Source organism: Pseudomonas mucoides, from assembly GCF_015461845.1.
In the GTDB taxonomy this organism is placed as follows: domain Bacteria; phylum Pseudomonadota; class Gammaproteobacteria; order Pseudomonadales; family Pseudomonadaceae; genus Aquipseudomonas; species Aquipseudomonas mucoides.
This window is the reverse complement of sequence record NZ_JACOPW010000001.1, coordinates 307,593-321,790: the sequence shown is the minus strand read 5'-3', so window position 1 is coordinate 321,790 and position 14,198 is coordinate 307,593. Positions and strand designations below refer to the sequence as shown.

The window sequence follows — 14,198 nt, the reverse complement described above, 5'->3', positions numbered from 1 at the left end:
GACTTCATGAGTACACCGATTGATCTCACTGCCCTGAAAAACCGCCAGATGGCCTCCTGGGCCAGCGGCGACTACGCCATTATCGGCACCACCTTGCAGATTGTCGGCGAGCAGCTTGCCGAAGCCTGCGACCTGCTCTGTGACGAGCGGGTGCTGGACGTGGCCGCCGGCAACGGCAACGCGACACTCGCCGCGGCACGTCGAGGCTGTCACGTCACCTCGACGGACTATGTGGCCGCCTTGCTGGAGCGTGGAGAGGACCGGGCCAGGGCAGAACGCCTGGAAGTGACCTTCCAGGTAGCCGACGCCGAAGCGTTGCCATTCGAGGACGCCAGCTTCGATGCCGTGCTGTCGACCTTCGGCGTGATGTTCACGCCCGACCAGCCCAAAGCGGCCACAGAACTGGCGCGAGTCTGCCGCCCGGGTGGGCGGATCGGCCTGGCCAACTGGACGCCGGAAGGCTTTGTCGGGCAGGTATTCAAGACCCTGGGCCGGCACCTGCCACCACCGGCGGGGGCACAGCCGCCGTCCAATTGGGGCACGGAAGCCTGGCTGCATTCACACTTTGATGAACGCAACTTCCTGGTCCAGGTGACGCGCCGCACCTTCAACTTCCGCTATCGCTCGGCGGCGCACTTCATCGACACCTTCCGCAACTGGTACGGGCCGGTCCACAAAGCCTTCGCGGCGCTACCGCCCGAGGGGGCCAAGGCCTTCGAGCAAGACCTGACCGAGCTGCTGAACCGGATGAACCGGGCGGGAGAGAAGTCGCTGGTGGTGCCCAGTGAATACCTTGAAGTAGTCATCACAAAACGCTGATTTGGCTGAGATGAAAAGTAGGAGTGAGCCTGCTTGCGATGGCGGCGGCACAGTCAACATTGATGTGGCTGACAGACCGCTTTCGCGAGCAGACTCACTCCTACAGGAAATTGTGGTGTTTTTGAGATTTACGAGAGGCTGGCGCCTCGGGCCGTCAGCAGTTCGCGCAATACCGAGCGGTGGCAGTGCGCTTCGTCTTCGCAGTAACAACCAACGGCCAATGAGGTTTGATGGGAGAGGGCGGCCAGCAGGTCCAGTAACTGGCTCGGCGCGGGGTGGTTCATTTCAGCCTTGAACTTGCGCCTGAAGGCTTCCCAGGCCTTGTCGTCGGTGGCCGCTTTGGCCTCGGCCACCAATTCCGCACTGGGCGACAGCAGCGGCTGCCACACGTCATAAAAATCCCGGCTGGCAAACTCGGCCTTCGGTACGCCACGGGGTGGGCGGCGGACCGTGCCCAGGCGCAGGCCTTCATCGGGCGTGCGCGGTGAGCCGAGGCGAACGATATGAATGGCCATGGCGGGTTACGAGTGACGCGAGCCGTCAAACCATTCCAGTGCCGTGCGCCAGATGCAAATCCCCAGAAAGTAAGCCGACATCAGCAACCAAAGCCCCATCACCATTGGGTTGATCACCGGATGATTGATCACCAGGGACAGACTGCACAGCAGCCAGATCGCCGTCACGGCGATGTTGATCGGCATAAAGCGGCGCACGCGAAACGGGTGCAGGAACTTCATCCGGGTCACGGTCAGCAAGGCCAGGCCGATGACCGTAAGCAAGGTGATCCAGGGAGACGGGGCGATGATGTACAGGCACAGCGCAACCACGTTCCACGCGGCCGGGAAGCCCTGGAAGTAATTGTCTTTGCTCTTCATGTTGACGTTGCAGAAACAGAACAGCGACGACACCAGAATCAGCGACACGGTCAGCAGCAGCGTGTAGTCCGGCAGCGGGATGTAGCGGTAGATGAACAGCGCCGGAATAAACACATAGGTGAGGTAGTCGATCACCAGGTCCAGGATTGAGCCATCGAAACTGGGCAGCACCGACTGCACATTGACCTTGCGCGCCAGTGCGCCATCCAGCCCGTCGACGATCAGTGCAACGCCCAGCCACAGCAGGCAATTGGTCGGTTGGTTTTCCAGCAGCGCCAGGGTGGCGAGGAAGGCGGTTACTACGCCGGTCGCGGTAAAACCATGGGCGCCCCATGCTTTGAGCCTGGCAATGTGTACAGTCGAAATCACGGGGGCGTTCTCCAAAAAGTGAAGCTAGCCTGTTATCACCCCTTCAGGTGGAGGTGTCGGCAAACCGGGTCGGGGTGCAGGTATCGACCGGAAATTCGGGCATAAGGTTCACCGTCAGTAAATCTTAGCCAATACCCCGGAAAAAACCGGCGTATTCATTGGGGCGAGCAGGTTTGACGTCAGCCCAACGGTGGTGGCGCATTGGCAGGCGAGGTCTATCGTTGCCTGACTGGGTCACTTTCGTTTGATGAGGACGTCGTCATGAACACCAGCGATTTGCTCGAACAATTACTGCGGGCCGGCCAGGGCTCGATGACGCAGCAGGGCGGCGGTGGCGCGTCGTCGCAAGACCCGCTCGGCGGCCTCGGCGGCTTGCTGGGTGGCCTGATGGGCGGCGGGACCGGCTCAAGTGCTGGCGGTGGCGGCCTGGGCGGCTTGCTCGGTGGTTTGCTCGGCGGCGGTTCACCGATGGGCGGCTCGACCCAGACTCGCTCCGGTGGCGGCACTAACTATGCAGCGCTGGCGTCGCTGGGGATGATGGCTTTTCAGGCGTATCAGGCCTGGCAGCGCAGTCAGGCCTCGGCCCCGCAACAGGCACCGCGCACGGTGGATCTGTTGTCCGGCCCGGAAGTCGAAGATCACAGCCATGCGGTGCTGCGCGCATTGATTGCAGCGGCGAAGGCCGATGGCCGGATTGATGACGCCGAGAAGGGGATGATCAGCGCTGAAATCGGCAAACACACCGATGACCCGGACCTTCAGCAATGGCTGGATGAGGAGGTCGCCCGGCCGCTGGATGCCAACGAAGTGGCGGTGTCGGCGACTGATCCGGCGATTGCGGCGGAGATGTACCTGGCGAGTGTGATGCTGGTGAATGACCAGGGCGAGGCTGAGCGTAATTATCTGGATGAGCTGGCCGGGGCGCTGAAGATAGATCCGCAATTGCAGGTGCATCTGGAGCAGCAGGCCAGGGGTGGTGGTGCCTGACACGGGAGCACAAAAGCTGTGCTGTTCATGAGATTGCTTTCGCGAGCAGGCTCACGCCTACATTTGACCGCGTACTTCAGATAGAACGCGGTCAAATGTAGGCGTGAGCCTGCTCGCGAAGAACGATAACGCGGTCAACCGACCAAAAACCTCACGCCATACGACTCGGCAATCTCCAGTATCCGGGGCAGGTCTTGAGGCACTTTGAGCCGATCCACCGCCGCAAAAAACTGCCCACCTCGCGGATCCGACACCACACCAATCATCTTCGCCGTCGCGCTGATGTTCTTGTAAGCATGGATCGCCCCCCCGGGAATGTGCACATACCCCCCGGCCGAAACCGTATTGGACACACCCGCCACCGTCACTTCAACCTGCCCGTCGACCACATAAAACGCCTCGTCCCACGGATGAAAGTGCGGTGGCGGGCCGCCCCCTTGCACACCTTCCTGAATGTGCATTTCAAAGGGTTTGCTCAGATCACCGCCGGCCAGAATCGTGATTTTCTCGCCGACGACATTCACCGCAGCCGGCGATGTTGCCGACTCGATGACATGAACCGTTCGCATGATTGCTCTCCGAAGAATGAACCCGCACCTGCTGAGTATATTCACTGACATGACCGTCGGAGCTGCGCCACAAGCCCGTCTGTCCGGGCAATTTCAACGCCGATTGAATTTTTTTCCGGCGTCGTCGCTCTGCTGATGTAGAGACGTGTTGCTGAACGTCCTGCCACTGGCCATAGACCGAGAGATGCGCCCATGACTGCCCTGACACGACTCCACTCCCGGCCTGCCCATGCGCAGGCAATGACTGCCGTTGGCAGCCTGAAGCAAACCTACGAGCAGTTGCTGCTGAGCGATAATGCCCAGCCTCTTGCGCGCACATTTCTGCACGCACAACTCCAGCATGCAGAGCACCTTGCGCAGGACATGCCGCAAGACCTGTCGGCCCTGCAAGGCTTCGTCGAACAACACTTTGCCGAAGTGGCCCGCCAATACGCCGAGTACCTGAAAGCCCGCAAAGCCGGAGGCGGGCGACAGTACTTCAGCAACAAGGCTCACGCCCTGTTTTTCCTGCAAGCGGTTGCCCCCACCAAACTGGTCGACGGCGCCTGGCTGTCCGGGTTGCTGCAACACTGGCGCGATCCGCGTTTCGACGGACTGATTTGCACCTATCTGGAAGAGTTGGGCGACGGCAACCCGGCGCAGAACCATGTGGTGATTTATCACAGGCTATTGGCCGATCTGGGTTTGCAGAACAGCGGCGTCATTGCCGACGAGTATTACCTGCAAGGCGCGATTCAGCTGGCGTTGGGTGAGTGCGCCGACGAATGCCTGCCCGAGGTGATCGGCTATAACCTGGGCTATGAACAACTGCCGCTGCACCTGCTGATCAGCGCCTATGAACTCGCCGAGCTCGGCATCGATCCGTATTACTTCACGCTCCACGTGACCATCGACAACGCCAGCACCGGCCACGCGCACAAAGCCGTGCAGGCAGTATCGCAACTGATGCCGCTGGAAGGTGATCGTGACGAGTTTTTGCGGCGGGTCGCGCTGGGCTATCGGCTGAATGATCTCGGGCAGGGCAGTCGGGCGATCATCGAATCGTTCGACCTCTACCGCGAAGTGCTGAACATGCTGGAGCGCAAACGCCCGTTCGGCCAGCACATGCATTCCGACTACTGCCGATTTGAAGGCAAGACCGTCAACCAGTGGTTATCGGCGCCCGAGCAGTTGCCCGGTTTCCTCACCGCCCTGGAAAACAAGGGCTGGATCAAGCGTCACCAGGACCCACAAGCCAGCCGTTTCTGGCAGTTGATCGAGGGTGACGGCGCGGCCATGTTCGGGGTGTTCAGCCCTTATGAAAAACAGCTGCTGCACGACTGGATTGCCGGCGACTGGACACCCGAGTGCCCACCACCGGCCTATCGCCGCAGCCAACACGACGACATCGAACCGCAATTGCCGGCCAGCGATCCGGATGTCCAGAGCCTGCAGTCCGCGCTGGGAGGACGACCCGCTGCCGAACAGATGCAAGTGCTGATCCCGTGGCTGTCGGCGCAGCGCCACGCGCATCCCGCCGGTCTGCTGGCCACGCGTCGTTTTATCGAGCTCAAGTCCAGCCTTCGCTAAGGAGCCTTACATGAATCAGGAAGAACACCTGAGCGCTGCCGACCTGGCGTTACTGCAACTGGGACGCCGCTTGCAGGCTGACGGCTATCGATTCATCACACCGACACCGCTGACGCATCAGCGCGTGCTTGATCGTGCCTTCGGGCGACAGGCCCAGACCCTGCGCGATGTGTTCGGTTGGTCGCGGCCGTTCGAGCCCGGTTTGTTGTCGGCGGATGAGCAGCTTCAATTGCAACGGGCTGGCGTGCTCGAGGAAGGCAACGGTCACCTGAAAAGCCGGGTGCGCTGGTCGAGCCTGGATGACCTGCTGTTTGTGCACTCCGCCTTTCCCACCGACGCGGCGGACGCAGTGTTCTTCGGACCAGACACTTACCGGTTTGCGCAACTGATCCATGCCCATCTGCAACAGAATTTCGCCCCGATCCGGCGCGCCGTGGACATCGGCTGTGGTGCCGGGGTCGGCGCGATTGTGATTGCCCGCGCGCGCCGGGAAGCCGAAGTGCTGGCCGTGGACATCAACCCGGCGGCGCTGCGCCTGACCACGATCAATGCCGCGCTCGCCGAAGTAGCCAATGTCAGCGTCGAGACCAGCGATGTGCTGCAAGACGTCGACGGTCAGTTCGACTTGATCGTCGCCAACCCACCCTACATGGCCGACCCGGCCGAGCGCGCCTACCGACATGGCGGCGGGGCGTTCGGTGCGCAACTGTCGCTGCGCATTGTCGAGCAAGCCTTGAATCGATTGGCGCCCGGTGGTTCGCTGGTGTTGTACACCGGGGTGGCGATGATCGATGGCCACGATCCTTTCCTGCAAGCGCTGACCCCGCGCCTTGAGTCGCCGATGTTCGGCTGGACCTACCGCGAGCTCGATCCCGACGTGTTCGGTGAAGAGTTGCTGACCCCGGGCTATCAACGGGTGGAGCGGATTGCGGTGGTGGCGCTGACCGTTACGCGAGCCGGCCCCGGTATCGGAGGGATTGTTGAGTCAGCAGCAGGTGCGCCATGAACAAGAACCTCGACGACTACAACCGCATGCGCGATTTTTCGGCGACCTCTGAGCCCGCCGCGAACCAACGCCGGGGTAAAAAAGCCGCGAAAGATCACGCGCTGCAATTCTGCATTCAGAAGCATGACGCCTCACACCTGCATTACGACTTTCGCCTGGAACTCGATGGCGCCCTGAAAAGCTGGGCGGTGCCCAAAGGCCCGTCGCTCGACCCCAAGGTCAAGCGCCTGGCGGTCCACGTCGAAGACCATCCGCTGGACTACGCGACCTTCGAGGGCAGCATCCCGGAAGGCCATTACGGGGCTGGTGATGTGATCGTCTGGGACCGTGGCGTGTGGATCCCGCAGGAGGATCCGGCCAAGGCCTACGCCAAGGGCAAGCTCAAGTTCGAGCTGCAAGGCGAGAAGCTCGGCGGGCTCTGGAACCTGGTGCGCACGCACATGCCGGGCAAGCAGGAGCAGTGGTTTTTGATCAAACACCAGGACAGCGCGGCCAAACCCGAGAGTGATTACGACGTGGTCGCGGCCGAGCCCGACAGCGTGCTGAGTGACCGGACCATCGTCGCCAAAAAATCCAGGTCAGCGGCTAAACCCAAAGCCGTCAAGCAACCCGCGCGCAAGGCTGTACCCAAAGTAAAATCGGCGCCGCTCACCGGCGCCCGCAAAGCCCAACTGCCCGACCAGCTCAAACCCGAACTGGCCACGCTAGTGGAGAAGGCCCCGGACGGCGAGTGGAGTTATGAAATCAAGTTTGACGGCTACCGGATCATGGCCCGCATCAATCACGACGAGGTCAAACTGTTCACCCGCAACGGTCACGACTGGACCCACAAATTGCCCAAACAAGCCGAAGCGTTAGCGGCGCTGGGCCTCGAATCGGCCTGGCTCGACGGTGAAATGGTGGTGGCCAACGAGCAGGGCGTGCCGGACTTTCAGGCGCTGCAAAATGCCTTCGACGCCGGTGCCAGCGCCAACATCCTGTACTACCTGTTCGACCTGCCTTACCTCAACGGCGTGGACCTGCGCGAGGTGCCGGTCGAAGAACGCCGGGTGGCGCTGGCGACTGTGCTCAACGCCAATCACGACCCGTTGCTGCGCTTCTCGGATTCGTTTGGCGAAGCGCCGGAAGCCTTGCTTAACAGCGCCTGCCAGATGCAGATGGAAGGGCTGATCGGCAAACGACTGGGTTCGCCTTACGTGTCCCGGCGCAGCAGCGACTGGATCAAGCTAAAGTGCAAACACCGCCAGGAATTCGTGGTGGTCGGCTACACCGACCCGAAAGGTTCGCGCAACGCATTCGGTGCATTGCTGCTCGGCTTGCATGACCGTGACAGCGGCAAGTTGCGTTACGCTGGCAAGGTCGGCACCGGGTTCAACGAGACGACCCTCAAACGCATCTACGCGCAGCTGAAACCGTTGCTGGCGAAGAAACCGTCGGTGGTCAATCCACCGACCGGTTTCGAGGCCAAGGGTGTGCACTGGCTCAAACCCACTCTGTTGGCGGAAGTGGCCTTCGCCGAGATGACCAAGGAAGGCTCGGTGCGTCATGCAGTGTTCCATGGCCTGCGCGATGACAAACCCGCTGAGAGCATCACTGAGGAGCGCCCGAACGTGGTGAAGATCCCAGAGAAAAAACCCGCCCCGGCAGCGAAAAAGAAAACCGATTCACCCGCGCCGTCGCAGATCGGCCTGGGCGCGGGCAAGGTGCGCATCACTCATCCTGACCGGGTAATTGACGCCTCCAGCGGCACCACCAAGGTGCAATTGGCTGAATATTACGCCAGTGTCGCCGAATGGATTTTGCCCGAACTCAAGGACCGTCCCGTGGCACTGGTGCGTGCGCCGGACGGTATCGGTGGTGAACTGTTTTTCCAGAAAAACGCCGAGCGCCTGGCCATTCCGGGCATCACCACGCTGGACAAGGAACTCACCGGCCAACCGGTGATGATCATCAACAACGTCGAAGCGCTGATCGGCGCCGTGCAGATGAGCACCGTGGAACTGCACACCTGGAATGCCACCTCGGACAACCTCGACCGGCCCGACCGCTTCGTGCTCGACCTCGACCCGGACCCGGCGCTGCCGTGGAAAAGCATGGTCGAGGCGACACAGCTAACGTTGTCGATACTCGATGAACTGGGATTGAAAGCGTTTCTCAAAACCAGTGGCGGCAAGGGTATCCACCTGGTGGTGCCGCTGACCCGCAAGCTCGGTTGGGACGAGGTGAAGGACTTCAGCCATGCGATAGTCAGTCACATGGCCAAGCTCTTGCCGGAACGGTTTTCCGCGGTGTCGGGACCGAAGAACCGGGTAGGGCGGATTTTCATCGATTACCTGCGCAACGGTCTGGGCGCCACCACCATTTGCGCTTACGCAGCGCGCACCCGAGAAGGGTTGCCGGTGTCGGTGCCGATCTTTCGCGAGGAGGTGGCTGAACTCAAGGGCGGCAATCAGTGGAACGTGCACAACGTGCATGAGCGCCTGGCCGAAGTGGGCGATGAGCCATGGGCGGACCTCAGGAAAACCCGGCAGACGATTACGGCCGAGATGCGACGGCGGGTGGGGATGAAAAAATAATCGGCGTTTGAAATGCCAGCGCCCCTTTAATGGGGCGCTGGTCGTTTCTCTTTGTTGCTTGATAAACGGTTATTTTTTATTGATGAACGCCCACAAGTCGGAGTTCAGCTTGTCGATGGCCACTTTGAAATCCTTGGCAGTGACTTTCTGGCTTTCGTTTTCCAGTGTGGTGCCAAAGACCTTGCGCACAACCCGGCCTACGGTCTGATTGGTATTGGCGTCGACAAACTCAGCCTCGATGTACAGCTCGGTGTCCTGGTCACGGTGACCGGTCGCCGCCTGTGTCGCGCCGACGACGGCAGCGATTGGAACGACTTCATACCACTTCATGCCTTCGTTCGAGGCGCTGACCCCGGTGATGGCTGCGCGCAGGATCAAGGTCCTGGAACCGGCCGGTGCCGACGTCGAGTTGCTCACAATCCGGTATTTAGTGCCCAGCGTGGCTTTGGCCTTGCTGGTCATGTAGTTCTGGATGTCGGTCAGCGTCTGCTGATTCACCCGTTCATTGGGTTTCGGCGCCGGATAGAGTTCCAGCTTGTTGAACGCCACGGTGTCATACGCATTCGGATTCCACGACGGGCTCACCCAGCGCATCGCCGTGCCACCGCTTGGTGTTTCGACTTCTTTCAGGTTGTTGTAACTGGACAGGTAGCCGGAGTACTGCTCCTTCTCTGTGACTTTTGAAGTACAACCGCTTAGCAACACGCCGGTCAGTGCAGCACCGATGAACAGGTTTCGGGACAGATTCATAGTGGTGTTTACTCCATGGTTTGAGTCATTTTTTTTTCATTAACTACACATCAAAAACGCCAAGTCATGTTCCCGGTCAGCGCTTGTATCCAGGCGTTGTCGAATTGACCGGAAATTCGATTGCCCGAAACGGTTTTGGTCTGCTCGACGGGCATGTCACCCAGCCAGACCATGGCCCAACTGACATTGACGTCGGTGTCTTTGTTAAGAGCATAGGTGGCTCCTGTCGCAATGCGCCAGCTTTCGTTCATTGGCACGATGACGCTGCGATTGCTGTCGGAAACGGCACTGCTGTCGTACGCCACGCCGACGTTCCACAACCATTGTTCGGTGGCCTGGTATTGCGCGCCAAGGGAGAGGTGCCAGGTGTCCTTGAAGCCGGCATCGACCGTTTTTGATTGCGCCCCCGCTGCCGTGGTGTCGACCTGTACGCCGATGTCACCGAACTCCGACCAGTCCTGCCAGTTGGCCGAGGCCAGCAAGGCCCATTGCCGATCCAGTTGTTGATACAGGCTCAAGGTGACAGTTTGCGGCACCGTTATGTCGAGTTTGGTATTGGTGTTGTTGATGCGATCCAGCAAACGACCATCGCCTTTCACATCCAGTCGGTCTTCGAAATCCAGGTCTACCTTGCTGGTGTAGGTCAGGCCAATGCGCGTGCCGGCCTGTGGGGCATAGATCACCCCCACGTTAGCGCCGTAGCCCCAGGTGCCGTCCTTGTATTTGTACTGGCCGTCCGCGCGGTCGGTGAGACCCAAGGGGGAGCGGTCGATGGCGGTGTCCGCCTGCAACATGCCGTACATGGCCTTGACGCCCACACCGACCGACCATTGCTCGTTGAAGCGATACGCCACGCTGGGCACCAGGGACAAACCCAGCAGGCTGGAGTTTTGCGCGAAGTAGCGGCCGGACCAGTCGTTGTCGTAATTGACCGCCAGACCGAAATCGCCGTACTGGCCGAAACCGACGCTCCAGTGATCGTCGAGTTCATGGGTGATAAAGAAGCTGCCGCCAGGAATCGGGTCGAGGGCATTGCCACTGCCGCTGCCGGGGGTATTGGTGCCGGAATCTCGATCGAAGGACAGGTCACCGTAAAGCACTTGCAAACCGCCCGTGATCTGCGTGCCCGGCAAGTAACTCATGCCGGCCGGGTTACTGGCGATGGTCGAGGGGCCTTGAGCGCGGGCGGCGGCGCCGGCGTTGGCCAGGCCGGTGTTATCCGTGCCGATTTCGTAGAGCATGATGCCCCCGGCCCAGGCTTGCTGGCAGCACAGCGCAAGGAGGGTGAAAGTGGGTAAAGCAACTGTTCTTGTTGTCATGGATTTCCCCCGGCATTATTCCCTTCGAACAAGGGTAGCTGACGCCAGCCACCCTTGGATTCGGCTGCTTACTTGCCCATGGCTGCCCGGGCCGCTTCGATCTTGGCTTTGACCGAGTCGAGGTTGAAGCTCGCGCCTTTTTGCATCGGCGGGAACTCGATGGCGGTCTCAGCCAGTTTGGCCACCTGTTGCTGGACAAACACAAAACGCCAGAACTGGAACTTGAACCAGTCAAAGTATTGCGTCGAACCTTGCGCAGCCCCATTGTTCGCCCAACCCATGCGCTCAAACGGGTCGAGTCGCAGGTTGGTCAGGTAGGGCACGTCCACCGCCACTTTTGCTCCCAGCCATGCACTCGGCTGGTCAATGAAACGATATTTGTAGTCATCAATGCGCACTGCACCGAGGGTGCTCTCTCCAAAGTAGAAGATTTCATGCCGGTTGGACGGACCTTTGCCGGTAATCATCGGCGTCTGGTCGTAACCGTCGAGGTGCACCTTGTAGGTGGTATCGCCCAGTTGTTTGCCCTTGAGCAGTTCTGCGGTGATGTTCGGGTTGCCCGCCGCCGCGACCAGGGTCGGGAACCAGTCCATGCCCGAGATGATGCCGTTGGCGACCTGGTTGGCCGGCACTTTGCCCGGCCAGCGGATAATGGCCGGTACCCGGAAACCGCCTTCCATCACCGTGCCCTTACCCATCGCAAACGGGGTGGTGCCACCGTCCGGCCAGGTGAAGTTTTCCGCACCATTGTCCGTGGTGAAGACCACGATGGTGTTGTCATCCAGCCCGTCTTTTTTCAGCTTGGCCATGACATCGCCGACGACGTCATCGAGCTGAGCCATGCCGGCTTCCTGTTCCGACCAGCCGTTTTCTGCATTGCGCATGCCTTCGTACTTGTCGGAAAGGTGGGTAACGATGTGCATGCGGGTCGGGTTCAACCAGACGAAAAACGGTTTGTTGTCCTGCTTGGCCTTGTCGATGAAGCTGAAGGTCTTGTCACGAATTTCTTCGTCGACGGTTTTCATCCGCTCCGGATACAACGTGCCGGCGTCTTCGATTTTCTGTTTGCCGACCTTGCCCCAGCGCGGCATCACGGTGGGGTCATCGGTGGTGGTGGCCCAACTGTGGACCATGTTGCGTGGTCCGACCTTGTCCAGCAGCTCCTGCGGATAGTTGGGGTGCGCCGGGTCTTCCATGGCGTCGAGGTGATAGAGGTAACCGAAGAACTCGTCGAAGCCGTGGACGGTCGGCAGGAATTCGTTCAAGTCGCCCAGGTGGTTCTTGCCGAACTGGCCGGTGGCATAACCCATGGCTTTCAGGGTGGTAGCAATGGTCACGGCTTCGGCGGGAATACCGATGGGCGAACCGGCCTGGCCGACGGTGGTCATGCCGGTACGGATCGGCAGTTCACCGGTGATGAAGTTGGCGCGCCCGGCCGTGCAACTGGCCTCGGCGTAATAATCGGTAAAGCGCATGCCCTCATTGGCGAGCTGGTCGAGATTGGGTGTACGGCCGGCCATCATCCCTTGGTTGTAGACGCCGATGTTGGACCAGCCGATGTCGTCGCCCATGATCACCAGAATGTTGGGAGGCTTATCGGCGGCGTGAGACATGCCGGCAATAGACATCGCAGACAACAGTAGAGGCACGGCGAGTACGGAGGATAATTTTTTCCGGTTCATGTCGAGTTCCTGTGCAGGACGTTAGCACTCGGAGAGAAGCCCCCCGGCCTCACTGAAATATTGGATCCCCCGCGAACAGCGTAGGTAAGGATCGTGAAATATCCAGAAACGGACATGCGAAAACAGGCCAGGCCGGCACACCAATGCGATTTATTCGGCAATGAGTTGATGTGCGTCATCACATTGCACCTTGGGCACCAGCCTGTTCGAGTTCAGCCGGGAAGGTTAACTGCCTTGCGGCACCACCCGGGCATCATTGCCTGAGCCTTCGATGTAAACGTTCATGCCTTTACCCAGGGCGGGATTGATCGGCTGGGTCACCGATACCAGCACGCCACTTTTGACGCGCACGATGATCTGCTGCGCCTCTACCGGTTGATCGTACTTTTTCTTCTCGGCGTAGTTACCGCCAACCGCACCGGCGAGCGCGCCGGCAACCATGGCGACATCGCGACCGGTGCCACGCCCGATCAGGCTGCCGATGCCCAGCCCGCCCAGGCCACCGAGCACAGCGCCAACACCGCTGTCGTGATTGGTCTGCATCTGTGTGAGGGTTATCTGCTCGATCTTTCCTGAGCGAATCTCCATCTCACCGGCACCACCACCGCTTGATCCCACAGCGGCACAGGCACTGATCAACACCATCGCTAACGTGACAGTCATCCAGGATAGGACAGTTTTCATGCTTCGATCCTCGTTATCAGGAGTGGTTTGGAACAGGACTCAACTGCTAATGAACGCCCGCAGATCGGCATTCAGTTTGTCGATCGCGTCTTTAAAGTCCTTGGCGGTGATTTTCTGGCTCTCGTTTTCCAGTTGGCTACCGAATACCTTGCGCACCACTTTGACCATGGTCTGATTGGTTCTGGCGTCAATGAACTCGGCTTCGATGAACAGGTTGGTGTCTTGATCCCGGTGGCCGGTGGCGGCCTGTGTCGCGCCGATAACGGCCGCGATCGGCATCACCTCGTACCACTTCATGCCTTCGTTCGAAGTGCTGACGCCCGTGATTGCCGCACGCAGGATCAGCGGATGCGACCCGGTCGGTGCGGCGGCCGCGCTGGACGCTCTGCGGTACTTCTGGCCCAACACGCTTTTGGCCTTGCTGGACATGTAGTTCTGCAAGTCGGTCAGTGTTTGCTGATTGACCTGCTCATTGGGTTTCGGCGCGGGATAAAACTCCAGCGTCCTGAACGCGATGGTGTCGTACGCATTCGGGTTCCACGACGGGCTCACCCAGCGCATCGCCGTTCCACCGCTGGGCGTCTCCACTTCCTGCAGGTTGTTGTAGTTCGACAGGTAGCCGGAGTACTGCGTCGTCTCGGTGACTTTCGAGGTGCAACCGCCGAGCAGGAGCCCGGCCAATGCAGTGCAAAGGAGCAGGTTGTGGGACAGATTCATGGGGGTGCGTGCTCCATCGATGAGGCCCAATGTTCGGTCGTGACACAGCCGGCCAGCGCCCACCGGCTCTCGAAATCCAGAAACCTCTGCGGAGAGCGTAGGTAGCAATTGCCAAATATCCAGCATTTGCTTTCTTCGCTGATTGTTTACGTTCGTTTCGGCCCGCTATTTTTTCGATGGAATGGCGGATGCCATAAAACTGGGCTTTGCTGATAGGCGACGTCACCTCCGTCACCAGGCGTTCAACGCCTGACCTCTCTCTGCGGAGAACATCCG

Annotated in this window: 13 protein-coding genes; 5 read left to right on the top strand and 8 right to left on the bottom strand. The window is 60.0% G+C overall.

Features of this window, described 5'->3' with window-relative positions:
* Positions 1 to 6: 6 nt before the first annotated feature.
* Positions 7 to 819, top strand: coding sequence for a class I SAM-dependent methyltransferase (locus tag H8F22_RS01540; RefSeq protein WP_027925247.1), 813 nt, complete (start codon positions 7 to 9; stop codon positions 817 to 819).
* 128 nt (positions 820 to 947) lie between these two features.
* Here the strand turns inward: H8F22_RS01540 and H8F22_RS01535 are convergent, their stop codons facing one another.
* The gene (locus H8F22_RS01535; protein ID WP_027925248.1) at positions 948 to 1,334 is read right to left on the bottom strand and encodes a DUF488 domain-containing protein; all 387 of its coding nucleotides are present in this window, start codon (positions 1,332 to 1,334) and stop codon (positions 948 to 950) included.
* A 6-nt stretch (positions 1,335 to 1,340) separates the two neighbouring features.
* Complete coding sequence (pcsA, locus tag H8F22_RS01530; RefSeq protein WP_027925249.1) at positions 1,341 to 2,063, bottom strand: phosphatidylcholine synthase; 723 nt, start codon at positions 2,061 to 2,063, stop codon at positions 1,341 to 1,343.
* 261 nt (positions 2,064 to 2,324) lie between these two features.
* On the opposite strand from pcsA, the gene H8F22_RS01525 reads away from it, so the two are divergent.
* Positions 2,325 to 3,050, top strand: a complete 726-nt coding sequence (locus H8F22_RS01525) for a tellurite resistance TerB family protein (protein ID WP_194939679.1) — start codon at positions 2,325 to 2,327, stop codon at positions 3,048 to 3,050.
* 134 nt (positions 3,051 to 3,184) lie between these two features.
* Here the strand turns inward: H8F22_RS01525 and H8F22_RS01520 are convergent, their stop codons facing one another.
* On the bottom strand, positions 3,185 to 3,619 hold the full coding sequence (locus H8F22_RS01520; protein WP_194939678.1) for a cupin domain-containing protein: 435 nt from the start codon (positions 3,617 to 3,619) through the stop codon (positions 3,185 to 3,187).
* 192 nt (positions 3,620 to 3,811) lie between these two features.
* Between H8F22_RS01520 and H8F22_RS01515 the strand changes: the two genes are divergently transcribed.
* Genes H8F22_RS01515 through ligD form a run of 3 tightly spaced genes read left to right on the top strand, consistent with a single transcriptional unit; the run spans position 3,812 to position 8,770 of the window.
* The gene (locus tag H8F22_RS01515; protein ID WP_194939677.1) at positions 3,812 to 5,188 is read left to right on the top strand and encodes an iron-containing redox enzyme family protein; all 1,377 of its coding nucleotides are present in this window, start codon (positions 3,812 to 3,814) and stop codon (positions 5,186 to 5,188) included.
* 10 nt (positions 5,189 to 5,198) lie between these two features.
* Positions 5,199 to 6,194: a methyltransferase gene (locus H8F22_RS01510; protein WP_194939676.1), complete on the top strand. Its 996-nt coding sequence runs from the start codon at positions 5,199 to 5,201 to the stop codon at positions 6,192 to 6,194.
* Positions 6,191 to 8,770 carry a DNA ligase D gene (gene ligD, locus H8F22_RS01505; protein WP_194939675.1) on the top strand — a complete coding sequence of 860 codons (2,580 nt, stop codon included), beginning with the start codon at positions 6,191 to 6,193 and terminating at the stop codon, positions 8,768 to 8,770. Before H8F22_RS01510 ends, ligD begins: the two co-directional genes overlap by 4 nt.
* A 69-nt stretch (positions 8,771 to 8,839) precedes the next feature.
* Here ligD and H8F22_RS01500 read toward each other — a convergent pair whose 3' ends face one another.
* The 5 genes from H8F22_RS01500 to H8F22_RS01480 all read right to left on the bottom strand — a co-directional run bounded on the left by H8F22_RS01500 (position 8,840) and on the right by H8F22_RS01480 (position 13,922).
* A complete protein-coding gene (locus H8F22_RS01500) occupies positions 8,840 to 9,520 on the bottom strand; it encodes a DUF3313 domain-containing protein (RefSeq protein WP_027925255.1) in 681 nt (226 codons plus the stop codon).
* A 50-nt stretch (positions 9,521 to 9,570) separates the two neighbouring features.
* Positions 9,571 to 10,839 carry an OmpP1/FadL family transporter gene (locus H8F22_RS01495; protein ID WP_027925256.1) on the bottom strand — a complete coding sequence of 423 codons (1,269 nt, stop codon included), beginning with the start codon at positions 10,837 to 10,839 and terminating at the stop codon, positions 9,571 to 9,573.
* Positions 10,840 to 10,907: 68 nt separating this feature from the next.
* The gene (locus tag H8F22_RS01490) at positions 10,908 to 12,521 is read right to left on the bottom strand and encodes an arylsulfatase (RefSeq protein ID WP_027925257.1); all 1,614 of its coding nucleotides are present in this window, start codon (positions 12,519 to 12,521) and stop codon (positions 10,908 to 10,910) included.
* Positions 12,522 to 12,746: 225 nt separating this feature from the next.
* Positions 12,747 to 13,205 carry a glycine zipper 2TM domain-containing protein gene (locus tag H8F22_RS01485; RefSeq protein ID WP_027925258.1) on the bottom strand — a complete coding sequence of 153 codons (459 nt, stop codon included), beginning with the start codon at positions 13,203 to 13,205 and terminating at the stop codon, positions 12,747 to 12,749.
* A gap of 39 nt (positions 13,206 to 13,244) precedes the next feature.
* Positions 13,245 to 13,922, bottom strand: coding sequence for a DUF3313 domain-containing protein (locus H8F22_RS01480; protein WP_194939674.1), 678 nt, complete (start codon positions 13,920 to 13,922; stop codon positions 13,245 to 13,247).
* Positions 13,923 to 14,198: the final 276 nt, after the last annotated feature.

Excerpts from the sequence above, each read along its gene's own strand:
- H8F22_RS01490 (WP_027925257.1), bottom strand. The coding sequence starts at position 12,521 with ATGAACCGGAAAAAATTATCCTCCGTACTCGCCGTGCCTCTACTGTTG.
- H8F22_RS01515 (WP_194939677.1), top strand. The coding sequence starts at position 3,812 with ATGACTGCCCTGACACGACTCCACTCCCGGCCTGCCCATGCGCAGGCA.
- H8F22_RS01535 (WP_027925248.1), bottom strand. The coding sequence starts at position 1,334 with ATGGCCATTCATATCGTTCGCCTCGGCTCACCGCGCACGCCCGATGAA.
- H8F22_RS01485 (WP_027925258.1), bottom strand. The coding sequence starts at position 13,205 with ATGAAAACTGTCCTATCCTGGATGACTGTCACGTTAGCGATGGTGTTG.
- H8F22_RS01525 (WP_194939679.1), top strand. The coding sequence starts at position 2,325 with ATGAACACCAGCGATTTGCTCGAACAATTACTGCGGGCCGGCCAGGGC.
- H8F22_RS01480 (WP_194939674.1), bottom strand. The coding sequence starts at position 13,922 with ATGAATCTGTCCCACAACCTGCTCCTTTGCACTGCATTGGCCGGGCTC.
- H8F22_RS01520 (WP_194939678.1), bottom strand. The coding sequence starts at position 3,619 with ATGCGAACGGTTCATGTCATCGAGTCGGCAACATCGCCGGCTGCGGTG.
- H8F22_RS01495 (WP_027925256.1), bottom strand. The coding sequence starts at position 10,839 with ATGACAACAAGAACAGTTGCTTTACCCACTTTCACCCTCCTTGCGCTG.
- ligD (WP_194939675.1), top strand. The coding sequence starts at position 6,191 with ATGAACAAGAACCTCGACGACTACAACCGCATGCGCGATTTTTCGGCG.
- H8F22_RS01540 (WP_027925247.1), top strand. The coding sequence starts at position 7 with ATGAGTACACCGATTGATCTCACTGCCCTGAAAAACCGCCAGATGGCC.
- H8F22_RS01510 (WP_194939676.1), top strand. The coding sequence starts at position 5,199 with ATGAATCAGGAAGAACACCTGAGCGCTGCCGACCTGGCGTTACTGCAA.
- H8F22_RS01500 (WP_027925255.1), bottom strand. The coding sequence starts at position 9,520 with ATGAATCTGTCCCGAAACCTGTTCATCGGTGCTGCACTGACCGGCGTG.